The organism is Catellatospora sp. KI3 (assembly GCF_029948125.1).
Classification (GTDB): domain Bacteria; phylum Actinomycetota; class Actinomycetes; order Mycobacteriales; family Micromonosporaceae; genus Catellatospora.
In genome coordinates this window covers 116724-140067 of the sequence record NZ_JASAMB010000021.1, presented here as the reverse complement: position 1 = coordinate 140067, position 23344 = coordinate 116724, and the positions used below count along the sequence as shown (strand labels likewise).

The following is a 23344-nucleotide window of genomic DNA, read 5'->3' as shown; positions in this document are numbered from 1 at the left end:
CCCCGGTCAGGTGGCGCGGTGGACCGCGGCGGCAGCCAGTTCGCGCAGCACGGCGGCCGCCTCCGGGTCGACCGGGGCCGCGTCCAGTGCCGCCAGCGCCGCGCTGGACAGCCGCGCGATGTACGCCTCCGTCTGCGCCAGCGCCCCCGTCTCGGTGATGATCTGCCGCAGCCGGGCCACGCCCGCCTCGTCGAGATCGGGCCGGCCCAGCCCGGCCGCCAGCTCCGCCCGGTCGTCCGGCCCGGCGCCCTCGAACGCCATCGCGATCAGGTACGTCCGCTTGCCCTCGCGCAGGTCGTCCCCGGCGGGCTTGCCGGTCGCCGCCGGGTCGCCGAACACGCCCAGCACGTCGTCGCGCAGCTGGAACGCCTCGCCCAGCGGCAGCCCGAACGCCGAGTACGCCGCGCTCAGCTGTGCCGGGGCCCCGGCCAGGGCCGCCCCGAACAGCAGCGGATGCTCCACCGTGTACTTGGCCGACTTGAACCGGGCCACCTGGCTGGCCCGGCGCACCGAGGTGTCGGCGCTGGCCTGGGTCAGCACGTCCAGGTACTGGCCGACCATGACCTCGGTGCGCATGAGGTCGTACACGGGGCGGGCGTGGGTGACCACGACCGGGTCCAGGCCGCTGCCGTGCAGCAGCTCGTCGGACCAGACCAGGCACAGGTCCCCGAGCAGCAGCGCCGCCGCCGCCCCGAAGCCGGTCGGCTCGCCCTGCCAGCGCTGCTGGGAGTGCAGCGCCTCGAAGCGGCGGTGCACCGACGGCTCACCCCGGCGGGTGTCGGAGGCGTCCATCAGGTCGTCGTGCATCAGGGCGCTGGCCTGCACCAGCTCCAGCGAGGCGAGCGCGGTGACGACGTCGTCGCGGTCCTCGCCGCCCGCCCCCCGGTAACCCCAGTACGCGAAGGCGGGGCGCAGCCGTTTCCCGCCGCCGAGGATGAACGACTCGACGGCGTCGGCGAGGGGGAGCAGGCCGTCGTCGATGGCGGCCATGTGCGTACGGCGTTCCGCCAGGAACACCGCGAGCGCCTTCTCCACCCGCGGGCGCAGGGCGGCGCGATCCACCGGGTGCATGGTCATGAACATGAACTTAGACGAGTCGTCGCAGGCCCTGCTCGCCCGGGAGGTAAGACGTGACGTACCTGATCAGGTCACTCAGCTCACGTGCCGCCCGCACGTCCTGGCGCGGGGCCAGCCGGGCGGCCAGTTCCCGGGTCTGCTCGGCGGCGCGGACCGAGCCCGAGCGGACCGAGGCGACGACGCCGTCCGCCCCGACCGCGCACGCCTCCTCCAGCTCGCCCACCCCGAGCAGCGCCCGCGCCAGCCAGCCGGAGTACACCGCCAGCGAGCGCGGCTGGCGCCCGCCGCGCAGCTCCGGGCGGCCCAGCAGCGCCAGCGCGCGCAGCGGGCGGTCCAGCGCGACCAGGCAGCGGCCGGTCATCGCCGCCAGTTCCGACTGGTCCAGCCAGTAGAGCCAGGGCGGCTCCCGCTCGGGCACCAGCCGCTCGCCGAGGCGCTGCGCCACGAGCAGGCAGCCGTGCGCGGCCCGCGGGTCGCCGCAGCGCGCCGCCGCGTACGCCGCCCGGTGCGCCAGCAGCGCCCGCAGGCCGGGACTGCCGTGCACCCGTACGCCGGCGGCGGCGGTGCGGGCCAGCTGCCAGGCTGGCCCCGGCTCCCGCTCGCCCAGCAGATGGCTGGCACTGCCCAGCAGATGCGCCCCGAGCTGCCGGTCCCCGGCCTCCATCGCCAGCACCAGCCCCTCCCGGTACGTCGCGAGCGCCGCGCGCGGCTGCCCCGCGTCGGCGGCGGTCCAGCCCGCCAGCTGCGACAGCTCCACCGCGGGCAGCAGCAGCCGCGCGCGGTCGGCCCCCTGCGCCGGACGCAGCGCCGCCACCGCCTGCCGCCGCCGCCTGGCCGCGACCGGCGCCAGGTCGGCCCCGCCGACCAGGTCGTCCATCCGCCGCAGCTCGCCGATGCCGGGATCGGGTGCGGCCGGCCCCGGGCCGCGGACCGGATCCTGCCGCAGCCAGCGACCGGCGAGCAGGCACAGGTCGGCGACCTCGGCGGTCGAGATCCGGCGCAGCTCCGGCGCGGCGGCCAGGCCCAACCGGGCGGGGGACAGGTCGAGCACGTGGGCCAGCCAGCCCAGCCACTGCGCGCCGGGCAGGCGGTCACCGCGCTCCCAGCGGCTCACCTCGTGCCGGGTCACGGTCGGGCTGTCCGCGGCGGCGCACAGCAGTTCGGCGAGCCGGGCCTGGCTGTAGCCGCGCAGCCGACGTTGCTGCGCGATCAGCCGACCCAGCGAGGACGGTGACATGGCGGCCTCCCACCCCGTGGTGCTCCTGCAGGCCGACCCCCGGCGCTGACCCCGTGCGCCGCCCAACTTCCTACCGTCCACCTACGACAACTCCCGGCCGCCCGCCGCCGACCTTCGCCCATGATCCGTTCTCGTGGACGCTGGGTGCTGCCATAGCGACATCAGGCGTCCACGATTCCGGATCTTCGAGCTTGTCCGGCAGTGGTTGGCGGGAGTCGAGAGCCGTGTGGTGCCGTAGAGTGCGACTGTTCCGAAGGATGAGGGGTGGTCCGGCGCGATGGCGGGCGAGCAGGCGGCGTACCGGCGGGTGGCCGATCAGCTCCGCCAACGGATCCTGTCCGGCGAGCTGCCTGAAGGCGCCCGGCTGCCCTCTCTGCGCGACATCGCCGCGCAGTACGACGTCGCCGTCGGCATCGCCACCCGCGCCCTCGACGTCCTGCGCGCCGACGGCCTGGTCATGTCCCGTCCGGGTGCGGGCACCTTCGTGCGCCGATTCGAACGGATCGTGCGCAGCTCACCGGGCCGGTTGGCCCGTGCGCATTGGGGCGCGGGCGCCTCGATCCAGGACCACGACACCGGTCCTCGGCCGCGCACGGTCGATGTCGTCGTCGGCGACGTGCCGGCCCCGGACTACGTTGCGAGCGCGCTCGGTGTCGAGACCGGCACTCCAGTCCTCTCGCGATCGCGGCGTTTCGCGGTCGAAGAGCGGGTGGTGCAGCTCGCCGTGTCCTATCTGCCCATTGAGCTGGCTCGCGGCACGCGGATCGAGCACACCGACACCGGGCCTGGCGGCGTCTACGGCCGCCTTGCCGAACAGGGTTGTGCGCCTGATCGGTTCACCGAGCGGATCATCGGCCGCAGTCCGACACCAGATGAGGTGGTCGCGCTCGATCTGGCCGCCGACGGTGCCCGCGTGCTGGAGGTGACACGGGCGGCCCATTCGGGCGAGCGCTGTGTCGAGATCACCCGCATGGTTCTCGACGCTGACGCCTACGAGCTGGAGTATTCCTTCCCCGCTTGAACGGCCGTTCCCTCCCAGCATAACTGTTCCGAACAGTTGTTGATTGTTCGGAACAGTTGTGTTTGACTGATGCCACACCGTCCACAAAGGAGGTCGGGTGGCATGGGTGAACCTGTCGGCGAGCTTGAGTTCCGTGCATACGCCGCAGCCCACGCGGCACGGGCCAGGGGTCTGCTACGGGAGCATCGACGTGACGGCTCGGGCTGCTGTCGCAGTTGCGGCAGACCGCATCCATGCGAGGTTCGGACGCACGCGGGCCGCCTGATCGTTCAGTTCGAGGACTGGGCGACGTACCCATAAGTCTTGTTCTTGCTTTCGGGCTGGCAAGGTAAGGACTCAAAGGGCGTTGGCCCACATACAGCTGGCCCCTCCCAAGGCGCGGCGGATGCGCTTTGCTGAGACGTCCGCGACGGTTGACCACTCCCATGGCCTGGCGCGGGCGCCGGGGCGGCGCGTCATCTCCCATGGCCCGCGCCGCCCCGGTCCTTCCTTCCTGGAGGTCCGATGGAGCTGCCCCAGATCGACTGGGAGAACCCGCCGCTCGATCCACCCGGGCAGGTCGCCCAGCCGCTGATGTGGCGCCTGGCCGCGCGCCTGCTGCACGACCACGTGACCGCCGACGGCTCCTGGCCGCAGGCCCGGTGCCGGACGTGCGAGCTGGTCTGGCCCTGCCCCGCCCGGCGCTACGCCGAGCGCGGCCTGCTCGCCGCCTGCCGCCACCCGGTGTCGGGGCGGGGCGCGGCCGCGTTCACCGACTGGTTCCTGGGCGCCGACGAGCCCTGGTTCTCGGACGGCGACGAGCGGTTGGGCGGCGGCTGGTGAGCATGATCACCAGGGGGTACGGCCGCCACACCCTGAGACGGATCGACCTCTCGGGCGCCGTGGCCGATAGAGTCGGCAGGGTGACACTGCGTGCTCCCTCCACCATGCCCGGGCCTCGCCCGACGGTCCGTGACCTGCTGTCGGCGGGGGAGCCCACGTTCTCGTTCGAGTTCTTCCCGCCGAAGACGCCCGACGGCGAGCGGACGCTCTGGCAGACGATCCGGGAGCTGGAGTCGCTGCAGCCCTCGTTCGTCTCCATCACGTACGGCGCGGGCGGCAGCACGCGCGACACGACCGTGCAGCTCACCGAGCGGATCGCCACCGAGACGACGCTGCTGCCGCTGGGGCACCTGACCGCGGTCAACCACTCGGTCGCCGAGCTGCGGCACGTGATCGGGCACTACTCCGACGCGGGCGTGCGCAACGTGCTGGCGCTGCGGGGCGACCCGCCGGGCAGCGACCCGCAGGCCGAGTGGACGGCCCACCCGCAGGGGCTGCACCACGCCGACGACCTGGTGCGGCTGCTCAAGGAGAGCGGCGACTACTGCGTCGGGGTGGCCGCGTTCCCGGAGAAGCACCCGCGCTCGCCCGACTTCGACTCCGACGTGGCTTACTTCGTGCGCAAGTGCCGGGCCGGGGCCGACTACGCGATCACGCAGTTCTTCTTCAACTGGGAGGACTGGGCACGGCTGCGCGACGCCGTGCACGCGTCCGGCTGCGACGTGCCGATCATCCCGGGCGTGATGCCGGTGACCAACGTCAGCCAGATCGAGCGGATGGCGCAGCTGTCCGGGGCGGCGTTCCCGGCCGACCTGGCGCAGCGGCTGCGCGCGGTCGCCGACGACCCGCAGGCGGTGCGGGCGATCGGTGTCGAGGTCGCGACCGAACTGAGCGCGAAGCTTCTGGCCGAGGGCGCACCCGGCCTGCACTTCATCACGTTGAACCGGTCGACTGCCACGCGCGAGGTGTGGCAGCGGCTTCGGGTGGGCGCCACGGTGTAGCCCCCGCCCGAGCCGGCCGATACCGGCCGGAAGTGGGGGGTATGACGACACCGACGACACCGGCGCCGCCGCAGGCCGTGGTGGCACCGATGAGCTGGGACGCCTACGTCGCGGGCTGGTCGAGCACGCACGACGGGTTCGATCCGCGCCACGCCGGGCCGCTGCTGCGCCGGTGGCTGCGGATCGCGTTCACGGTCGGCGGGGTGCTGGCGCGGTTCGGGCTGCGGCCGTCGTACCCGATGCTGATCGCCGCGGCATGCGCGGTGCTGGTGCCGCTGCTGGCGGCCCGCGGTGGCGCCTGGCCCGCGCTGGCGGCGGTGGCGCTGCTGCTCGGCGTCGGCGCCGACACGGTCGGGCAGACGCTGGCGGTGCTGCTGCGCCGCTCGACCCGGTTGGGCGGCTTCTACCGGGCGATGCTCGACCGGATGAGCGAGATGTGCTGGCTGGCGGCGCTGGCCGCGCTCGGCGCGCAGCCCACCGCGGTGCTGCTGTGCGTGGCGCTGGTGTGGCTGCACGAGTACGTCCGCGCGCGGGCCGGGGCGGTCGGGCTGCGCGCGGCCGGGTCGGCGACGATCGGCGACCACGGCACCCGCGTCTGGCTCACCCTGCTCTCGCTGCTGCTCGCCGCGGTGGCCACCACCCAGATCGGCGCGGACCTGGCCGCCGGCGTGGTCACCATGATGATGGTGCTGTGGCTGACCCTGGCCGTCCTGGGCCTGGGCCAGCTCATGGGCATAGTCCGCAAAGTCCTCACCTGACTCTGCCCGCCCAGCCCTCCTCCCGGTCAGCGTTCATGCAAGGCGGGGCGAGGGGGCGGCGGGGATCGGGAGGGTGTTGCCGAGGATGGCGAAGGGGCGGGGGTCGCCGGGGAACATCAGGTGGCGGCAGACGTCGGAGAAGCCGGTGCGGCGGTAGAGGCGCCAGGCGCGGGAGGCCTGCTCGTCGGCCTCGGGAGTGGACAGCAGGGTGGTCCGGGCGCGGGTCATCGACAGCAGCGCCCGCAGCTGCGCCTCGCCCAGGCCGTGGCCCTGCGCGCTGGGGCGTACGTGCAGCTCCACGACCTCGAAGCAGTCGGACATCCACTGACCGCGCTGGGTGTCGGACAGCACGGTGCTGACCACGTCGTGCCACCACTGGCCGGGGGCGGAGTGGTAGCCGTACGCGAAGCCGAGCAGGTGGCCCTGGAGGCTGAGCCCGGCCACGGCCCGGAACTGCGGCCGCCGCAGGTGGGTGGTGATGTAGCCGCGCCGCACCGCCAGGGCGTCGGCCTGGTACGACATCGCCTCGCCGAACACCAACAGCACGTCGTCCATCCGCCGGGACAGGTCGTCCGGCGTCCAGGCCACCAGCCTCATGCGGCCGCCACCTGAGCCGGGGCGGCCGAGGTGACCCGCAGCAGCTCGGGGTAGGTGATGGGGAAGACCGCGCGGGGCACCCCGCCCGCGGCCCAGATCTGGTCGTACTCGGCCAGGGCGGTGTCGATGAGCGTGCGCACCGGCTTGGGGTGGCCGAGCGGGGCGACGCCGCCGATGGGCTGGCCGGTGTGCTCGCGGACGAACTCCGGGCTGGCCCGGTGCAGCTTCGGCACGCCGAGGTCGGCGGCGACCCGGGCGGTGTCGACGCGGTGGCGGCCGGAGGTGAGCACCAGCAGCGGCTCGCCGCCCACCTCGAAGATCAGCGAGTTGGCGATCTGGCCGACCTCGACCCCGAGCGCCTGCGCGGCCGCGACGGCGGTGTGCACGCCGTCGTCCAGCTCGATCACCTGGCAGCCAGCGCCGGAGGAGTCGCGCGCGTCGGCGGCGTCAAGGGCGTGCTGGACTGCGGTCACGTTCGGGTGCGACATGGCTCTCATTCTGCCCCAGCGCCACCGGTTCCAGCAGCGCCGCGGGCACCCGCGCGGTCTCGGCGAGCACCACCCCGACCAGCACCAGCGCGCCGCCCGCCAGCTGGGCCGGGTTCAGCCACTCGCCCAGCACCAGCCAGGCGGCCGCGGTGGCGAAGACCGGCTCCACCATGCCGAGGATGCCGACGCTGGTGGCGGGCAGGTGCCGCAGGGCCCCGGCGACCAGCAGGTACGGCACGATCGTGCCGAGCACGAGCAGGTAGGCGGCCAGCAGCCAGAGCGGCGTGCCGCCCGCGGTGTGCCCGGCCAGCGCGCTCCAGTCCGGGGCGGTGCCGGTGGCCAGGCGCAGCAGCAGTCCGGCCAGGGCCGACACGCCGAAGGCCCAGCCGGTGAGCGAGATGGTGTCGCGGCTGGCCACGCCCTGGGCGCCGAGGATGTAGTAGCAGGCGAGCAGGGCGGCCGCGCCGAGTCCGGCGGCCAGGCCGACGCTGTCCAGGCGCAGGTCGCCCCATACCTCGGCGACGCAGGCGAGGCCGAGCAGGCACAGCAGCAGGCCGGCCCACAGGCGCGGGCGGACGGGCTGGTGCTGGCCGAAGCGGGCCCACAGGGCGACCAGCAGCGGCGCGGTGTACTCGAACAGCAGCGCGATGCCGACGGGCATGCGGGAGATGGCGACGAAGTAGAGCAGCGGGACGCCGAAGAAGCCGGTCAGGCCGTACGCGATCAGCAGCGGCAGCTGCCGGGCGGTGACCCGGAACCGGCGCAGCCCCGGCCGCAGCGCGGCGCCCAGCACGACCAGGCCGAGGCAGGCGCCCAGGGCGCGCAGCGTGGTCAGGTCGGGTGCGCTGACGCCGCCGCGCAGGATCAGCTTGGAGGCGGTGCCGTTGAGCGCGAACAGCAGCCCTGAGAGCAGGACCATGAGCATGCCCAGGGTGGGCCGGGAGCGGAACGGCACTGGTCGAGGCTACCTGGTGTCACGTACGTATCTCAATTTGGTCCTTACGCGGCGGGTCAGGGTTTACAACCGGGGGTTATCGAACTAATGTTCTACTCGTTGTTCGGACAGGTGTTCGAGACAATGATGTTGAACTGAAGAACAGTGATGTTGAACTGAAGATGTTCTCCAGGGGAAGCGGTTCGCGACGCGAACCCTGGGACGGTGTTCGCGACACCGTCATTGGTCGGCGAAGATTCGCGGCTTCGCCGATCGCAGGCGGGACGTCGCACGCTGCCCACCGACCCCCGGGCAGCGCGCGACGCGCCCGACCGGCGTGCCGGTCCGGGCGTGGCGTGGGGAAGCTCCACGCCCGACCGGCACCGCAACTCCACGCTCTTCCTCCGTGGCTGGTGAGACAGCTGGTGAACGTGGGCATGTCGTCAGTAGCCGTGCGACGCCGCACGGTGGCGATACGCCAGACGCGGCCGCTCGTGGCCGACGAGGAGGGAACCGCCGAGATGAGAGCCACCACGACGGTGCCGGCGCACACGCTGCCCCACCGGACCCCGATCGAGCTGATGAACCTGGCCCGCCGCGGACTCGCCGAGGCACACGCCCCGAGCGACCGCGCCCAGCAGTACGCCGCCGCCCACCTGGCCGCGCTGCGTGCCGCCGCCGCGGTCATCGCCGCCCGGGCCACCCCCGCGCCCGCGCGCCGCAAGCAGATCACCAGCGTCTGGATCCTGTTGAGCATGGTGGCCCCCGAGCTGACCCCCTGGTCGACGTTCTTCTCCGCCGGTGCCGCCAAGCGGTCCGCGGCCGAGGCGGGCATCGCGCGGGTCACCGCCGAAGAGGTCGACACCATCCGGCAGCAGGCGGGTCGCTTCATCGAGCTGATCGAGCAGATGCTCGACCTCGCGGCCTGACACCCGCGCCGCCGCCCCCTGCGGCGCCCACGACTTCCACATTCAAGCCCGCATCCGCGGGGCACCCGACTACCGATCGCGACGACAGGGGGCGGACGCCATGGCGGGGCTGAGCCTGGCCCGGCCGGTGGAGTTTCGGCACGAATCGGTGCGGCGGGCCAGCGACCTCGTCGCCGACGGCGCCGGCCTCAGCACCGACCGTACGCTGCCGGTGCTGCCGGAACTGCGTCGGCTCATGCCCGGCGGGCTGCGCCGGGGCAGCACGGTCGCGGTCGCCCCCAGCCCCGACCCGGGCTGCGGCGGGACCACCTCGCTGCTGCTGTCGCTGCTGTCCGCCGCGTCGGCCGCCGGCTCCTGGTGCGCCGTGGTCGGCCTGCCCACCCTGGGTATGGCCGCCGCCGCCGAACTGGGCATCGTGCTGGAGCGGTTCGCCCTGGTGCCCCACCCCGGGCCGCAGTGGGCCACCGTGGCCGGGGCGCTGCTCGACGGGTTCGACGTGGTCGTGGTCGCCCCGCCCGGACCGGTCGCCCCCACCGTGCGCGGCCAGCTCGCCGCCAGGGCCCGCCAGCGCGGCAGCGTACTGGTCCCGTTCTGCGGCCCCGGCCGCACCTGGGACGGCGCCGACCTCACCCTCAGCCTGGTCGACGGCGCCTGGCAGGGCCTCGGCCCCGGCCGGGGGCGGCTGCTCGGCCGGGAGCTGAGCATCAGCGCGTCCGGCCGGGGCGCCGCCGCCCGCCCCCGCCGCGCCACGGTGTGGCTGCCCGCCACCGCGGGCCTGGCCGCCACCCTGTACGGCAAGGTCAGCGCCGAGGTGTCCCCGCCCCCGGCCGTCCCCGGGCACTCCGACACGCCCGTCCGCCGACTGCACCTGGTGTGAGCGCGATGCGCGACACCCTGCGCACCATGCTCGTCTGGTGCCCCGACTGGCCCGTCATCGCCGCGGACCTCATCGACGGCGTGCCCGCCGACCGCCCCGTCGCGGTGCTGCACGCCAACCGGGTGGTGGCCTCCTCCGCCGCCGCCCGCGCCGAGGGCGTACGCCGCGGGCTGCGCAAACGGGAGGCACAGGCCCGCTGCCCGCAGCTGATCGCCGTCGACTACGACCCGGTGCGCGACGTGCGCGCCTTCGAACCGGTGCTGGCCGCGGTCGAGGAGGTGGCCGCCTCGGTGGCGGTGCTGCGGGCCGGGGTGTGCGCGTTCGCGGCCCGCGGCCCGGCCCGCTACCACGGCGGCGAGGAGGCCGCCGCCGAGCGGATCATCGAGCAGGTGGCCCAGGAGTGCCGGGTCGAGGCCCAGATCGGCGTCGCTGACGGCACCTTCGCGGCCCTGCTCGCCGCCCGGATGGGCCGCGTCGTGCCGCCCGGCCGGACGCCCGAGTTCCTGGCCGGGATGCCGGTGGGCACGCTGGACCGGCCCCAGCTGGCCGGGCTGCTGCGGCGGCTGGGCATCACCACCCTCGGCGCCTTCGCGGCCCTGCCGCCCAGCGACGTGCTGGCCCGGTTCGGGCTGGACGCGGCCCTGGCCCAGCACCTGGCCGCCGGACGCGACGACCGGCCGCTCGCCGTCCGGCAGGCGCCGCCGGACCTGGAGGTCGACGAGCGGTTCGACGAGCCCGTGAACCGGGTCGACACGGCCGCGTTCGCGGCCCGCGCGCTGGCCGAGCGGCTGCACGAACGGCTGGCCGGATACGGCATGGCGTGCACGCGGCTGGCGATCGCCGCGGTCACCGCCGACGGCCGCGAACTGCACCGGGTATGGCGCCACGACGGCATCCTGACCGCGGGCGGCATCGCCGACCGTACCCGCTGGCAGCTCGAAGGCTGGATCACGCGGCGGCAGCTCGGGCCGGGCCCGTCCCGGCACGCGACCACCCACGACCGGCCCGACCAGGGCATCGTCGCGCTGCGGCTCATCCCGGACGGGCTGGTCCGGCAGGTCGGGCTGCAGGCCGGGCTGTGGGGCGACCCCGGCGTCGAACGCGACCGGGCCCACCGCGCCCTGCACCGGGTGCAGGGCATCCTCGGCCCCGAGGCGGTGGTGACCGCCGTGCTCGGCGGCGGCCGCGACCCCCGCGAGCAGGCGACCCTGGTGCCATGGGGCGACGAGCGGATCGCCGCCCGCCCCGCCGGGCCGTGGCCGGGGCGGCTGCCGCCGCCGTCACCGGCGGTGGTGCTGGACCAGCCGCAGCCGGCCCGGCTGCTGGACGCGTACGGGCAGCTGGTGGGGGTCAGCGCGCGGTTGGAGCTGACGGCCGAGCCCGACCGGCTGGTGCTGGAGCGCGGCGCGGTCGAGGTCGTCGGGTGGGCCGGGCCGTGGCCGGTGGACGAGCAGTGGTGGGACTCGCGCCGCGCGGTCCGCGCGGTACGCCTCCAGGTCCTGCTGGCCGACGGCCGCGCCCTCCTGCTCACCCTGTCAGCCGCCGAATGGACCATCACCCTCCACTTCGACTGACCCACCCCAACCGCCCCGCGCCCCGCGCCTCGCGCCTCGCGCCTCGCGCCTCGCGCCTCGCGCCTCGCGCCTCGCGCCTCGCGCCTCGCGCCTCGCGCCTCGCGCCTCGCGCCTCGCGCCTCGCGCCGCGCGCCGCGCGCCGCGCGCCGCGCGCCGCGCCCCGCGCCCCGCGCCCCGCGCCCCGCGCCCCGCGCCCCGCGCGCCGGGCGCCGGGCGCTGCAGTTTCGGGGAAACTGCACGAATCCGGGCCATGATTCGCGCACTTTCCCCGAAACTGCAGCACCGACCACACTCCGGAGGGCTCCGAGCCTGGGTTTGAAATAGACGCTGGCCTATTACGTGGACTGGGGCAAGATCGAAATCAATGTAATAGGCCAGCGTCTATGCAAGAAGGGCCGGTGGGCGGGGCGGCCGCGGCGGCGGGCGGGAGCAGGCGGGAGCGGGTGGGAGTGGGAGCGGGAGTGGAAGTGGGGGTGGGAGCGGGAGTGGAAGTGGGGGTGGGAGCGGGAGCGGGAGTGGGGGTGGGGGTGGGTGGGTCGTGCTGGGTGGGTTTTCGGGGTGGGGGTCGTGTTCTCGGACCCCGTACATTCATGATCGACTTGGTAGTACACTTGTTCGAATCATGGGATGGAGCAGTAACGACAACCTGTCGTGGGCCGAGCTGGAGCGGCGGATGCGGGGCGGTAAGGCCGTCGACCCGCTCGCCGACGGCGGGGACGCGCCCGCGTTCTCGCGCAAGCGGGAGCCGTACCGCCCGGAGCCGGTGGTCCGGCCGCGCACCGGCGTGCCGTACGCGGAGCTGCACTGCCACACGAACTTCAGCTTCCTCGACGGGGCGAGCCACCCCGAGGAGCTGGTCGCCGAGGCGGTGCGGCTGGGGCTGAGCGCCCTGGCCATCACCGACCACGACGGCCTGTACGGCGTGGTCCGCTTCGCCGAGGCGGCCCGCGAGCACGGCCTGCCGACGGTGTTCGGCGCGGAGCTGAACCTGGCCGGGATGCCCCGGGGCGGCGTGCCGGATCCGGTGGGGGCGCACCTGCTGGTGCTGGCCCGGGGCCCGCAGGGCTACGCCAACCTGGCCCGGGCGCTGTCGAAGGCGCATCTGCGCGGTGGCGAGAAGGGCCGCCCCAGCTATGACCTCGACGAGATAGCCGGGCACCTGGACGGGCAGGGGGTGGTGCTGACCGGGTGCCGGAAGGGGCTGGTGCCGAGGGCGTTGCAGGCGGGGCTGCTGGCGCCGCCGGGCAGCGGGGGCGACGGCGGCATGAGCGCGGCCGCCAGGGAGCTGGACCGGCTGAGGACGCTGTTCGGCCAGGACAACGTGGTGGTGGAGCTGACCGATCACGGTGATCCGCTGGACGGCGACCGCAACGACGCGCTGGCGCAGCTCGCGGCCGGGGCGGGGCTGCCGGTGCTGGCCACGAACAACGTGCACTACCACGCGCCGGGGCGGCGGCGGCTGGCCACGGTGACGGCGGCGGTGCGGGCCCGCAGCAGCCTGGACCAGCTGGACGGGTGGCTGCCCGCCGGGGCGACCGCGCACCTGCGGTCGGGGGCGGAGATGGCGGCGCGGTTCGCGGCGTACCCGGGGGCGGTGGCGTACGCGGCGCGGCTGGGTCAGGAGCTGGCGTTCGACCTGCGGCTGGTGGCGCCGAAGCTGCCGCCGTTCACCGACCGGGCCGGCGAGCGGGTGGACGAGGTGGCGTTCCTGCGGGAGCGGGCGTACGCGGGGGCGGCGGACCGGTACGGGCCGCGGCAGGCGTATCCGGAGGCGTACGAGCGGATCGATCGCGAGCTGGCGCTGATCGAGCAGCTGGAGTTCCCGGGGTACTTCCTGGTGGTGTGGGACATCGTCGACTTCTGCCGGCGGGAGAAGATCTACTGCCAGGGGCGGGGGTCGGCGGCGAACTCGGCGGTCTGCTACGCGCTGCGGATCACCAATGTGGACCCGCTGGGGCCGGACGGCGGGCTGATGTTCGAGCGGTTCCTGGCGCCGGAGCGCGACGGGCCGCCCGACATCGACGTGGACATCGAGTCCGACCGGCGCGAGGAGGTCATCCAGTACGTGTACCGCCGCTACGGGCGGGAGCACACGGCGCAGGTGGCCAACGTGATCTCGTACCGGCCGAGGTCGGCGGTGCGCGACGTGGCCCGCGCCTTCGGGTTCTCGCCGGGGCAGCAGGACGCCTGGAGCAAGCAGATCGACCGCTGGAACGGCATCTCCGCCGCCGACGTGGAGGGCATTCCGCAGCACGTGGTCGACTTCGCCGGGCAGCTGCTGCAGGCGCCGCGCCACCTGGGCATCCACTCCGGCGGCATGGTGATCTGCGACCGGCCGGTGATCGAGGTGTGCCCGGTGGAGTGGGCGCGGATGCCCGGCCGCACCGTGCTGCAGTGGGACAAGGACGACTGCGCCGCGATCGACCTGGTCAAGTTCGACCTGCTGGGCCTGGGCATGCTGTCGGCGCTGCACTACGCGTACGACTTCCTCGGCGACGAGCTGGACCTCGGCGACCTGAAACCCGACGACCCCGAGGTGTACGAGATGCTGTGCCGCGCCGACACCGTCGGGGTGTTCCAGGTGGAGAGCCGCGCGCAGATGTCGACGCTGCCCCGGCTGCGCCCGGAGCGCTTCTACGACCTGGTGGTGGAGGTGGCGCTGATCCGGCCGGGCCCGATCCAGGGCGGCTCGGTGCACCCGTTCATCCGGCGCAAGAACGGGCTGGAGGAGGTCGACATCCCGCATCCGCTGATGCGCAACTCGCTGACCCGTACCCTGGGCGTGCCGCTGTTCCAGGAGCAGATGATGCAGCTGGCCGTCGACGTCGCCGACTTCACCCCGACCGAGGCCGACCAGCTGCGGCGGGCGATGGGGTCCAAGCGCTCGATGGAGCGGATGGAGCGGCTCAAGGACCGGCTCTATGACGGTATGGCCCGCAACGGCATCACCGGCGAGCTGGCCGACGACATCTTCAACAAGCTCGCCGCGTTCGCCAACTACGGCTTCCCGGAGAGCCACGCGATGAGCTTCGCCTACCTGGTGTACGCCAGCGCCTGGCTCAAGCGCTACCACCCGGCGGCGTTCTGCGCGGCGCTGCTCGGGGCGCAGCCGATGGGCTTCTACTCGCCGCAGTCGCTGGTCGACGACGCGCGCCGGCACGGGGTGCGGGTGCTGCGGCCCGACGTCAACGCCAGCGGGGTCAAGGCGGGCCTGGAGGGCGATCCGGGTACGCGGTGGGGCAGCGCGCCGGGTGAGCCGCCCTCGAAGTGGGGGCTGGGCGGCCCGGTGGTCCGGCTGGGCCTGGACACGGTGCGCACGCTGGGGGAGGAGGCGGCCGAGCGGATCGTGGCGGCGCGCGGCGACCGGCCGTACACGGACATGACGGATCTGGCCCGGCGCACCGGCCTGACCGCCGCCCAGCTGGAGGCCCTGGCCACCGCGGACGCCTTCGCCTGCTTCGGCCTGGACCGGCGCGCGGCGCTGTGGGCCGCCGGGGCCGCCGCCACCGACACCCCCGACCGGCTGCCGGGCACCGCGGTGGGCACGCAGGCGCCGATGCTGCCGGGCATGGATGAGGTGGAGCGCCTGGTCGCCGACGTCTGGGCGACCGGGCTGTCCCCGGACGACCACCCCATCCGGCTGGTACGGCCGCGGCTCAACGCCGACGGCGTGCTGCCCGTGGCGCAGCTGTCCGGCGTCGAGTCCGGTGCCCGGATCAGCGTCGGCGGCCTGGTCACGCACCGGCAGCGGCCCGCCACCGCGGGCGGGGTCGTCTTCCTCAACCTGGAGGACGAGACCGGCATGCTCAACGTGGTGTGCTCACCGGGCCTGTTCGCCCGCAGCCGCAGGATCGTGCAGCTCAACTCGGCGCTGATCGTGCGCGGACGGCTGGAGAGCGCCTCCGGAGTGATCAACCTGGTGGCCGACAAGGTGCTTCCCCTCCACATCGCCACGACGCCCGCCTCGCGCGACTGGCGCTAAGGAAGGGGCCCTTCTTATCGCAATACGTAGTAGAAGGGGCCCTTCTTCACTGCTCCTCTTACTACTCGCGAGTGGGCGCGGGGTTCGTGTGCAGGACCTCGCGGACCTGCTCGGCGGCTCGCATGATGCTCTCGCTGATGAAGTCGCTGAAGCGGGCGATGTTCTCCAGGCGGTTGGCGGCCGCGCCGGGCCCCAGGATGCCGACGCCCTGCCGCGCGGTCGCGGCGACCTGGGCGATGCCCTGGGCGCTGGCGACCGTCGACTGGTACCAGACGTCGTCGTCGACGTAGTAGCGGTCGCGCCGGCGCTCGTCGCGCTCGCGGCGCACCAGGCCCTGCTCCTCCAGGAAGGAGATCGCCTTGGAGACCGACGCCGGGCTCACCTGCAGCCGCTGGACCAGTCCGGCGGCGGTGACGCCGCTCTCGTCGGCGGTGAAGAGGCAGGTCAGCACGCGGGCCGTCATCTTGGGCAGGCCCTGGTTCATCATCAGGGTGGTGAACGTCTCCTCGTAGTCGCGCACGGCCTCGTCGTCGGGCCCCTGGCCCGGCGCCGGGGCACCCTGCCCCCGGGACGGGGACCGGCGCCGGTGGGCGCGGCGTTCGGTGGCGCGGTGGGCCAGGTCGGCGCGGTACGCGTTGGGGCCGCCGTTGCGCATCACCTCGCGGGTGACGGTCGAGGTGGGGCGGTCGAGCCGCCGGGCGATCTCGGCGTAGGCCAGGCCGTCGGCCAGCCCGAGCGCGATCTGCTGCCGTTCCTGCTGGGCGAGTCTGCCTCCCGGCACCGCCGTCTCCCTCCGTATGTCCGCTCCGGGCCAGCGTAGCGTTCACTCCCACTCAGTGCAACAAGCGCAGCCGATCTCATTGCGTTAGTTGTACATCTGTTGCAACGAAATATCGGCGACTAGCAGTGAAAACACCTCCGCTGTGCAACGAGTATGTTGCGTCATTCTTGAACGCAACGTAGCGTTTCGCATATCAGAAACATCGAGTGCTGAGGAGAGCACCATGCAGAAGTTCGACACCCCCGCCGCCATCGCCGCCGTCCTGAACATCCCCGCCGGGCGCATCCAGGTGATCGCGGCCGACCGCGCCGACACCACCGTGGAGGTCTGGCCCGCCGATCCCGCCAAGGGGCGCGACGTGAAGGCGGCCGAGCAGACCAAGGTGGAGTTCGCTGACGGCGTGCTGCGGGTCGACGGACCGGAGGTGGCCAACCAGCTCTTCGGCCCGTCCGGCTCCATCGAGGTGACGGTGCGGCTGCCCGCGGGTTCCCGGGTCGAGGCCAAGGCGGCCGCCGCCGAGTTCCGGGGCGTGGGCCGGCTGGGCGAGGTCGCCTGTGCGGGCGCGCACGGCACGGTCAAGATCGACGAGGCCGCCAGCGTACGGATCGCCGCCCACGCCGGGGACGTGACCGTCGGCCGCCTCACCGGGCCCGCGGAGATCACCGTCGAGAAGGGCGGCATCGCCATCGCCGAGGCGTTCGCCGGTGCGGTCGTGCTCCGTACCCGGATGGGCGACGTGACCGTCGGCGCCGCTCGCGGCGTCTCGGCGAACCTGGACGCCGGCACCACCTACGGCCGGATCCAGAACACGCTGTACAACGCCGAGGGCGCCGGTGCCGGTCTGCGCATCCACGCGACCACCGACTACGGCGACATCACGGCCCGCAGCCTTTAGGGCATCGGGCGATGACGGCGCGCGGGCGGCTCCCGATCGGGGGCCGCCCGCGCCCGTCGCGACTTCGGGTAGTCCACCGACTACAGCTAGTCCATGTCGGACGTGAGAAAGTCTTGTGTGGACCGCATCGTGCCGATACCGTCTGTCCGACCTACACCTCGGAGACGATCGGACACCGGCATGAGGAAAACGCTGCTTGCCGCATCCACCTGCGGACTGCTGCTGGCCACCCTTCTGGGCGATGCGGCACAGGCGGTCGAGGTGGCAGCACCGGCATGCACCGTCGACTCCCGGCCGGTCACCCTGGACGGCTCCCTGGTCGCCACCGATCTGCCCCGGTACGAGGCGTGGCTGGCCGACGCCAAGGCCGTCGAGCTCAACCACCGGGTCCAGGCCGACCGCGACGCGGCCATGGGCCTGACGCCGACGAGCACCCTGGCCGAGCAGCTGTCGGCCGGTCTCATCGGCACCGTGATGGACCACGCCACGCAGACGGTCGTCACCGTGGTCACCCCCGACTACCGCGAGGCGTCCACGCTGCGCGAACGGCTGGACACGGCCGGTGCGGCCGCCCGCGTCGTGGGCGTGAAGACCCGCACCCTGGTCGGCTGCCGCAGCGCCGCCGAACTGATCGAGGCCGAGCGGCTGCTGCACGGGCGGGCCTGGCACGCCGACGCGGCAAAGGCCGTCTTCAGCTTCGGGCTCGATCCGCGCGACTCCCGGTTCCACGTCAGCTTCGACCCGCGCTTCCCGCAGGCGGCGCAGGCGCTGCGCGACGCGCTGGGCGGCCGGGTCGTGGTCGAGTCCGGCGACGTACGCCGCGACGGGCGCCTCGACGACGGCGAGCCGCACTTCGGCGGCGCCGGGATCCGCGCCGGAGTGGGCACCGCCTCGACCAACACCTGCACCGCCGGGTTCATCGTCAAGCGCAACAGCGACGGCCGCAAGGGCGGCGTCACCGCGGGCCACTGCTTCGCCAACGGCCAGTCGGTCTACTCGGGCCCCAACTACTGGGGGACCAGCACGGGGGAGTACGGCTACCCGGACTACGACATGATCGCGGTCCTGTCGTCGACCGAGACGTACGACAACGTCATCCACTCCGACCCGTGCTGCCCGGTCAAGCGCAACATCATCGGCCGGTACAACCCGCTGGTGGGCGACCTGTTCTGCCAGAGCGGCATGAAGACCAAGGCCACCTGCAACATCGAGGTGCTGAGCCTGCTGGACCAGCTCTGCGACGCCGACGGCTGCACCACCGGGCTCATGTCGGGCTGGCGCAACAACGAGGTGCTGTCGCAGGCCGGCGACTCCGGGGCGCCGGTCTACCTCCGCTCCGGCACCGCCAACGCGTACGCGATCGGGGTGCACATCGGCTCGCGCGCCGGCGGCACCCAGGTGCTGTCGCACCGCATCGCGACCATCGAAGCCCATCTCGGTGTGACCCTGCTGACCTCCTGAGATCGACGGCAACCGGGGGCTTGCCGGCCGCGTCTGACCCCGCAACCGCAGAGGGAGTCAACATGCACAAGTGGACACTGGCCCTGGCCGCGACGGCGCTGGCCGGCCTGGCCGGCTGCGCGCAGCAGCAGCCCGTCGCCGACATCGCCGCCGTGCCGTCCCCGACCGCCTCGGCCCGGATGTCGATGGTGCCCAACCTGACCTCCGACAACCCGTCCGTGGTGGAGAAGGAGATCCTCGACGGCGAGCTCGTGCCGATCGTGAAGTACGAGCCCGGCGTGGTCGCCGACGCCAACACCGTGGTGAACACGGTGCCGCCGCCCGGCACCCGGGTGCCCGCGGGCACCGTGGTCACCATCGTGGTGGCCGGGTCCCCGGCCGCGAAGCTGTCCGCGGTGGTCGACGCCGACCGCGAGACGTTCGTCGGCATCGCCAAGGACCGCGACGGCTCCTGGGTGGTGGCCGTCTCGGCCACGGCCGACCTGCCCAAGACGCTGCAGCGGCTCAAGGCCGTCGCCGGGAAGGCGCCGTACCGGGTGCAGACCTGCGAGCGCAGCTGGGTCGAGCTGACCCGGGTGCAGCTCGAGCTGGGCCGCCGCGACTTCCTGCCCGGCGCCGACAAGCTCGCCTTCAGCACCGGCATCGACCCGATCGCCTGCGCGGTGCTGATGACCGTGCAGCTCAGCGACGGTGAGATCGCCGAACTGACCGCGCGCTACCGGGGTGCGCTGGTGGTGCGCCGGGGCGACGTACGGCGCGACTGAGCGCGGCGGCACGCCGGAGCGGCGGTCGGAGTCGGCTAGGCTCGCCAGCGTGGAGCGGACGAGTGTGGCGCAGCCGCGGATCGCGGGTCCCCGGACCGCGGTGATCTGGTCGGTGCTGCGGGCGGAGCTGGCGGCGCAGGACGGGCGACGGCTGGCCGTCGTCGACGTCGGCGGCGGCACCGGCGGGTTCGCGGTGCCGCTGGCCGAGGCCGGGCACAGCGTCACCGTGGTCGACCCCAGCCCCGACGCGCTGGCCTCGCTGCTGCGCCGGGCCGCCGACGCCGGCGTCGCCGACCGCGTGCACGCCATGCAGGGCGACGCCGACTCCCTCGGCGACCTCGTCCCGCCCGGCGGCGCCGACCTGGTGCTGTGCCACGCCGTGCTCGAGGTCGTCGACGACCCCGCCGCGGTCGCCCGGGCGCTGCACGACGCGCTGCGCCCCGGCGGGGCGGCCAGCGTGCTGGTGGCCAACCGGGCCGCGGCCGTGCTGTCGCGGGCCATGGCCGGGCAGTGGCGGGCCGCCGCCGACCTGCTCGCCGACCCCGAGGCCCGGCTGGCCGCGCGCGACATGCTGCGCCGCCGCTTCGACCTGGCCGACGCGCAGGCGCTGCTGGCCGGAGCCGCCCTGGCGGTGGAGTCGGTGCACGGCGTGCGCGTGGTGGCCGACGCGGTGCCCGGCGTGGTCGCCGACGCCGACCCCGAGGCGCTGACGGCGTTCGAGCTGGCCGTGTCCGCGCTGCCGCCGTACCGCGACGTGGCCACCCAGGTGCACCTGCTCGCGCGGCGCCGCGCCGCGCGCTGAGGCTCCGGCCGCGAGCCGGGAAGGGGAGTGGCCGGATGTTCCAGGCGCCGCGGTACGACGAGGGCACCATCGCCGACATCCTGCCCGGGGCGCTGACCGCGCTCGGGGTGCCCGGCCTGACCGACCGGCTGGGCCTGACCGCGCGCCTGCCCGACGTGCGCCGGGTGGCGGTGCTGCTGGTCGACGGCATGGGCTGGGGCCAGCTGCCCGCGCTGGCGCGGTCCGGGCCCACCGTGGCCGACACGCTGGCCGGGCGCCTGGGCGCGGCCGGGTACACCACCTGCGGCTTCCCCTCGACCACCCCCACCAGCCTGGTCAGCCTCAACACCGGCGCCGTCCCGGGCGCGCACGGGGTGCTCGGCTTCTACAGCCTGGTGCCCGGCACGAACACGGTGATCAGCCATACCCAGTGGCGCGACGACCCCGAGCCCGCGCGGTGGTCGCCGGTGCCGTCGGTCTACGCCGCCGCGGCCGCCGGGATCGACACCGCCGTGATCAGCCGCCCCGAGTACGTGGGCAGCGGCCTGACCACCGTGACCAGCACCGGCGCCCGGTACCTGCCCGCCGTCGGGGTCGACGAGGTCGCCGCCGGGATGCTCGCCGCGCTCAAGGACGGCCCCGGGCCGAGCCTGGTCTACGGCTACCACCCCGACCTGGACAAGGCCGGGCACAACCACGGGCTCACCTCGCCGCAGTGGGAGCGGGCCGCGGCCGAGGTGGACCGGCTGCTGACGATCCTGGTCGAAGGGCTGCCCGACGACGCGGCGCTGCTGGTCACCGCCGACCACGGCCAGCGCGACATCCCGCCGCACCGGCGCATCGACCTGCACGGCGACCGCGAGCTCTGCGACGGCGTACGGCACGTCGCGGGCGAGCCCCGGGTGCGCTACCTGCACACCGCCCCCGGCGCCGCCGAGGACCTGGTGGCGGTGTGGCGGGCCCGGTTCGGCCACGCCATCTGGGCGGGCACCCGCGACGAGGCGATCGCCACCGGCTGGTACGGGCCCGTCGCCGCCGACCACGCCGCCCGCATCGGCGACGTGGTGCTGGTCTGCCGCGACGACTGGGCCCTGCTGGCCTCCCGTACCGACGGGCCCTCGATCGCGACCATGGTCGCGATGCACGGCTCGCTCACCCCCGTCGAGATGCAGATCCCCCTCCTGACCTACCGCGCCTGACCCGCCCCCGCCCCCGCCCGCCCCCGTCGGGCGCGGGCGAAGCGGGCTGCAGTTTCGGGGAAAGTGCTGGAATCTTGGTGAGGATTCGTGCAATTTCCCCGAAACTGCACGATCCGCCCGCCGCGGGCCCGCGCCCGCGGCCCGGCGGCGCGGCCCGGCGGCGCGGCGCGACGAATCGCGGCGGTGCCGCGTTCGAACGGCTGTCCGACCCGCGCGGTAGCGTGCATCCGTGGGGCGCGCGTCGGGCGGCGGTGCGCCGGTGGCGGGCTTCGGGCCGACCGGCGACGATTCGGGCTGCCCGATCCTGCACATCGACATGGACGCCTTCTTCGCCTCGGTGGAGGTGCGCCGCCGCCCTGAGCTGCGCGGGCTGCCCGTGGTCGTCGGCGGCACGGGCGGGCGCGGGGTTGTCTCCTCGGCCAGCTACGAGGCGCGGGCCTACGGCGTGCGCAGCGCGATGCCGACCGCGATGGCCCGCGCCCGCTGCCCGCAGGCGATCTTCATCCAACCCGACATGGCCGCGTACGCCGAGGCGTCCCGTGCCGTCATGGCCGTGTTCCGCGACGTCACGCCCCTGGTCGAGCAGCTCTCGGTCGACGAGGCGTTCCTCGACGTGGCCGGTTCCCGGCGGCTGTTCGGCTCGCCGGCGCAGATCGCCGACCTGATCCGGCGCCGCGTCGCCGCGGAGCAGCGCCTGACCTGCTCCATCGGCGTGGCCTCCAACAAGTTCCTGGCCAAGCTGGGCTCCACCCGGGCCAAACCGGACGGTCAGCTGGTCATCCCCGCCGACCGGGTGCTCGCCTTCCTGCATCCGCTGCCGGTGTCGGTGCTGTGGGGCGTGGGCGAGCGCACCGAGGAGACGCTGCGCAAACTGGGCCTGCGCACGGTCGGCGACGTGGCCCAGGCGCCGGACGGGCTGCTGCGCGGGGCGCTGGGCCCCGCCCTGTCGGCCCACCTGCGGGAACTGGCCGCGGGCCGGGACTCGCGCCGGGTCAGCACCGAGCACCAGGAGAAATCGATCGGTGCCGAAGTGACCTTCGACACCGACGTCGACGATCCGCAGGCGCTGCGCCGCACCCTGCTCGCCCTGGCGCAGAAGGTGGCGGGCCGGGCCCGCTCCTCCGGCCAGGCCGGTCGCACCGTCTCCATCAAGGTGCGCTTCGCCGACTTCCGGACCGTGTCGCGCTCGCGGACCCTGGGCGGGCCGACCGACGTGGCGCACGACGTGTTCACGACCGCCTGGGAGCTGTTCGAACCGGTCCGGGCCCAGCAGCGCATCCGGCTCGTGGGCGTACGGTTGGAGGGGCTGCTGGCGGCCGACGGGGCGGTGCGCCAGCTGGCGCTGGACGAGCCGGAGCAGGGGTGGCGCGACGCGGAGGTGGCCGCCGACGCGGTCATCGCCCGGTTCGGTCGGGGGGCCGTACGTCCGGCCAGTCTTCTCGGGCCGAATCGGCGCGATTCGGCGCCCCGCGCGGCGGGGTCGCAAAATCCCGCTCCGGGCATGGTCGTCCCGCTTTCCGACCCGCCACCGCCCTCGTAGACTGACGGGTAGCAGTCGTCCGGCTGCGACACGTATTCACGGTTTGGCGATCATCACCTGGGGAATGGGGCGCTTCGACGCACCCTAGGAGAGAACCGCCGGACCCGGCGGACCGGGGAGGAGTGCCGTGCCGCTATCCGAGCACGAGCAGAGGCTGTTCGAGCAGATCGAGCGGTCGCTGTCCGAAGACCCTAAGTTCGCTTCGGCCGTGCGCCACAGCGATCCTAAGTTCCATGCCCGCCGGCGGATCATCGTCTCGATCGTGCTCATCCTCGCCGGCCTGGGCCTGGTGGTCTACGGCGTGGCCGACAGCTCGAAGCTGTGGCTGGGCGTGGTCGGGTTCGTGCTGATGCTGAGCGCGGCCGCGTACTGGATGGTCGCGCACCGTCGCAGCCAGAGCACCGAACTGCGCTCGGTCGGAGGAACCGCCACGCGGCGCACCCGCCGTGGCATGGGCCTCATCGACCGACTGGAGAGCCGCTGGCGCGAGCGCCGCGAGTTCGACCGCTGACACCCTCCCCGCCTACCTCGACGACGGCGAAGGGCCGCCCCTGACCAGGGGGGCGGCCCTTCGCCGTCACTGCCCTCTCACCGGGCTGCCCCGCACCCGGGTCAGGCTGCAGTTT

The 23344-nt window shown here is 73.9% G+C and carries 21 protein-coding genes; 15 read left to right on the top strand and 6 right to left on the bottom strand.

Annotated elements, in window-relative coordinates:
- Positions 1–6: 6 nt before the first annotated feature.
- Together QEZ54_RS28420 and QEZ54_RS28415 are read right to left on the bottom strand one after the other, a co-directional pair.
- Positions 7–1077, bottom strand: coding sequence for a polyprenyl synthetase family protein (locus QEZ54_RS28420; protein ID WP_281307797.1), 1071 nt, complete (start codon positions 1075–1077; stop codon positions 7–9).
- 10 nt (positions 1078–1087) lie between these two features.
- The gene (locus QEZ54_RS28415) at positions 1088–2314 is read right to left on the bottom strand and encodes a helix-turn-helix transcriptional regulator (protein WP_281307796.1); all 1227 of its coding nucleotides are present in this window, start codon (positions 2312–2314) and stop codon (positions 1088–1090) included.
- 277 nt (positions 2315–2591) lie between these two features.
- Here QEZ54_RS28415 and QEZ54_RS28410 point away from each other — a divergent pair, with 277 nt between their 5' ends.
- The 4 genes from QEZ54_RS28410 (at position 2592) to QEZ54_RS28395 (ending at position 5916) form a co-directional block, all read left to right on the top strand.
- Positions 2592–3335: a GntR family transcriptional regulator gene (locus tag QEZ54_RS28410; RefSeq protein ID WP_281307795.1), complete on the top strand. Its 744-nt coding sequence runs from the start codon at positions 2592–2594 to the stop codon at positions 3333–3335.
- A 504-nt stretch (positions 3336–3839) separates the two neighbouring features.
- Positions 3840–4157, top strand: a complete 318-nt coding sequence (locus QEZ54_RS28405) for a hypothetical protein (protein ID WP_281307794.1) — start codon at positions 3840–3842, stop codon at positions 4155–4157.
- Positions 4158–4237: 80 nt separating this feature from the next.
- The gene (gene metF, locus QEZ54_RS28400; RefSeq protein WP_281307793.1) at positions 4238–5158 is read left to right on the top strand and encodes a methylenetetrahydrofolate reductase [NAD(P)H]; all 921 of its coding nucleotides are present in this window, start codon (positions 4238–4240) and stop codon (positions 5156–5158) included.
- A 41-nt stretch (positions 5159–5199) separates the two neighbouring features.
- Positions 5200–5916, top strand: a complete 717-nt coding sequence (locus QEZ54_RS28395; RefSeq protein ID WP_281307792.1) for a CDP-alcohol phosphatidyltransferase family protein — start codon at positions 5200–5202, stop codon at positions 5914–5916.
- Between the two features lie 33 nt (positions 5917–5949).
- Here the strand turns inward: QEZ54_RS28395 and QEZ54_RS28390 are convergent, their stop codons facing one another.
- The 3 genes from QEZ54_RS28390 to QEZ54_RS28380 are packed head-to-tail and all read right to left on the bottom strand — an operon-like array spanning position 5950 to position 7956.
- A complete protein-coding gene (locus tag QEZ54_RS28390) occupies positions 5950–6513 on the bottom strand; it encodes a GNAT family N-acetyltransferase (protein WP_281307791.1) in 564 nt (187 codons plus the stop codon).
- Positions 6510–7001 carry a YbaK/EbsC family protein gene (locus tag QEZ54_RS28385; RefSeq protein WP_281307790.1) on the bottom strand — a complete coding sequence of 164 codons (492 nt, stop codon included), beginning with the start codon at positions 6999–7001 and terminating at the stop codon, positions 6510–6512. Before QEZ54_RS28385 ends, QEZ54_RS28390 begins: the two co-directional genes overlap by 4 nt.
- Positions 6961–7956 (bottom strand): DMT family transporter, encoded by a 996-nt coding sequence (locus tag QEZ54_RS28380; protein WP_281307789.1) that lies wholly within the window; start codon positions 7954–7956, stop codon positions 6961–6963. Before QEZ54_RS28380 ends, QEZ54_RS28385 begins: the two co-directional genes overlap by 41 nt.
- Before the next feature lie 500 nt (positions 7957–8456).
- Here QEZ54_RS28380 and QEZ54_RS28375 point away from each other — a divergent pair, with 500 nt between their 5' ends.
- The 4 genes from QEZ54_RS28375 to QEZ54_RS28360 all read left to right on the top strand — a co-directional run bounded on the left by QEZ54_RS28375 (position 8457) and on the right by QEZ54_RS28360 (position 15297).
- The gene (locus QEZ54_RS28375) at positions 8457–8864 is read left to right on the top strand and encodes an SAV_6107 family HEPN domain-containing protein (RefSeq protein ID WP_281307788.1); all 408 of its coding nucleotides are present in this window, start codon (positions 8457–8459) and stop codon (positions 8862–8864) included.
- A gap of 100 nt (positions 8865–8964) precedes the next feature.
- Entirely contained in the window at positions 8965–9741 is a 777-nt protein-coding gene (locus QEZ54_RS28370; protein WP_281307787.1) for a hypothetical protein, read from the top strand.
- Positions 9742–9746: 5 nt separating this feature from the next.
- Positions 9747–11315 carry a DNA polymerase Y family protein gene (locus QEZ54_RS28365; protein ID WP_281307786.1) on the top strand — a complete coding sequence of 523 codons (1569 nt, stop codon included), beginning with the start codon at positions 9747–9749 and terminating at the stop codon, positions 11313–11315.
- Between the two features lie 622 nt (positions 11316–11937).
- A complete protein-coding gene (locus QEZ54_RS28360; protein WP_281307785.1) occupies positions 11938–15297 on the top strand; it encodes an error-prone DNA polymerase in 3360 nt (1119 codons plus the stop codon).
- Positions 15298–15358: 61 nt separating this feature from the next.
- Here QEZ54_RS28360 and QEZ54_RS28355 read toward each other — a convergent pair whose 3' ends face one another.
- Positions 15359–16078, bottom strand: a complete 720-nt coding sequence (locus tag QEZ54_RS28355) for a helix-turn-helix domain-containing protein (RefSeq protein ID WP_281307784.1) — start codon at positions 16076–16078, stop codon at positions 15359–15361.
- A 223-nt stretch (positions 16079–16301) separates the two neighbouring features.
- Between QEZ54_RS28355 and QEZ54_RS28350 the strand changes: the two genes are divergently transcribed.
- From QEZ54_RS28350 to QEZ54_RS28320, 7 genes are all read left to right on the top strand, one after another.
- Positions 16302–16973, top strand: a complete 672-nt coding sequence (locus QEZ54_RS28350; RefSeq protein ID WP_281307783.1) for a DUF4097 family beta strand repeat-containing protein — start codon at positions 16302–16304, stop codon at positions 16971–16973.
- Between the two features lie 180 nt (positions 16974–17153).
- Positions 17154–18434, top strand: coding sequence for a hypothetical protein (locus QEZ54_RS28345; RefSeq protein WP_281307782.1), 1281 nt, complete (start codon positions 17154–17156; stop codon positions 18432–18434).
- Positions 18435–18496: 62 nt separating this feature from the next.
- The gene (locus QEZ54_RS28340; protein WP_281307781.1) at positions 18497–19198 is read left to right on the top strand and encodes a PASTA domain-containing protein; all 702 of its coding nucleotides are present in this window, start codon (positions 18497–18499) and stop codon (positions 19196–19198) included.
- 49 nt (positions 19199–19247) lie between these two features.
- Positions 19248–20000, top strand: coding sequence for a methyltransferase domain-containing protein (locus QEZ54_RS28335; protein ID WP_281307780.1), 753 nt, complete (start codon positions 19248–19250; stop codon positions 19998–20000).
- A 35-nt stretch (positions 20001–20035) separates the two neighbouring features.
- Entirely contained in the window at positions 20036–21178 is a 1143-nt protein-coding gene (locus QEZ54_RS28330; protein ID WP_281307779.1) for a nucleotide pyrophosphatase/phosphodiesterase family protein, read from the top strand.
- A 229-nt stretch (positions 21179–21407) separates the two neighbouring features.
- Positions 21408–22718, top strand: a complete 1311-nt coding sequence (gene dinB, locus QEZ54_RS28325; protein ID WP_281307778.1) for a DNA polymerase IV — start codon at positions 21408–21410, stop codon at positions 22716–22718.
- A 127-nt stretch (positions 22719–22845) separates the two neighbouring features.
- Positions 22846–23229, top strand: coding sequence for a DUF3040 domain-containing protein (locus QEZ54_RS28320; RefSeq protein ID WP_281307777.1), 384 nt, complete (start codon positions 22846–22848; stop codon positions 23227–23229).
- Positions 23230–23344: the final 115 nt, after the last annotated feature.

What these genes read in the sequence shown, in the direction of transcription:
- QEZ54_RS28420 (WP_281307797.1), bottom strand. Translation starts at nt 1,077, where the DNA reads ATGACCATGCACCCGGTGGATCGCGCCGCCCTGCGCCCGCGGGTGGAG.
- QEZ54_RS28415 (WP_281307796.1), bottom strand. Translation starts at nt 2,314, where the DNA reads ATGTCACCGTCCTCGCTGGGTCGGCTGATCGCGCAGCAACGTCGGCTG.
- QEZ54_RS28410 (WP_281307795.1), top strand. Translation starts at nt 2,592, where the DNA reads ATGGCGGGCGAGCAGGCGGCGTACCGGCGGGTGGCCGATCAGCTCCGC.
- QEZ54_RS28405 (WP_281307794.1), top strand. Translation starts at nt 3,840, where the DNA reads ATGGAGCTGCCCCAGATCGACTGGGAGAACCCGCCGCTCGATCCACCC.
- QEZ54_RS28395 (WP_281307792.1), top strand. Translation starts at nt 5,200, where the DNA reads ATGACGACACCGACGACACCGGCGCCGCCGCAGGCCGTGGTGGCACCG.
- QEZ54_RS28390 (WP_281307791.1), bottom strand. Translation starts at nt 6,513, where the DNA reads ATGAGGCTGGTGGCCTGGACGCCGGACGACCTGTCCCGGCGGATGGAC.
- QEZ54_RS28385 (WP_281307790.1), bottom strand. Translation starts at nt 7,001, where the DNA reads ATGTCGCACCCGAACGTGACCGCAGTCCAGCACGCCCTTGACGCCGCC.
- QEZ54_RS28375 (WP_281307788.1), top strand. Translation starts at nt 8,457, where the DNA reads ATGAGAGCCACCACGACGGTGCCGGCGCACACGCTGCCCCACCGGACC.
- QEZ54_RS28370 (WP_281307787.1), top strand. Translation starts at nt 8,965, where the DNA reads ATGGCGGGGCTGAGCCTGGCCCGGCCGGTGGAGTTTCGGCACGAATCG.
- QEZ54_RS28365 (WP_281307786.1), top strand. Translation starts at nt 9,747, where the DNA reads ATGCGCGACACCCTGCGCACCATGCTCGTCTGGTGCCCCGACTGGCCC.
- QEZ54_RS28360 (WP_281307785.1), top strand. Translation starts at nt 11,938, where the DNA reads ATGGGATGGAGCAGTAACGACAACCTGTCGTGGGCCGAGCTGGAGCGG.
- QEZ54_RS28350 (WP_281307783.1), top strand. Translation starts at nt 16,302, where the DNA reads ATGCAGAAGTTCGACACCCCCGCCGCCATCGCCGCCGTCCTGAACATC.
- QEZ54_RS28345 (WP_281307782.1), top strand. Translation starts at nt 17,154, where the DNA reads ATGAGGAAAACGCTGCTTGCCGCATCCACCTGCGGACTGCTGCTGGCC.
- QEZ54_RS28340 (WP_281307781.1), top strand. Translation starts at nt 18,497, where the DNA reads ATGCACAAGTGGACACTGGCCCTGGCCGCGACGGCGCTGGCCGGCCTG.
- QEZ54_RS28330 (WP_281307779.1), top strand. Translation starts at nt 20,036, where the DNA reads ATGTTCCAGGCGCCGCGGTACGACGAGGGCACCATCGCCGACATCCTG.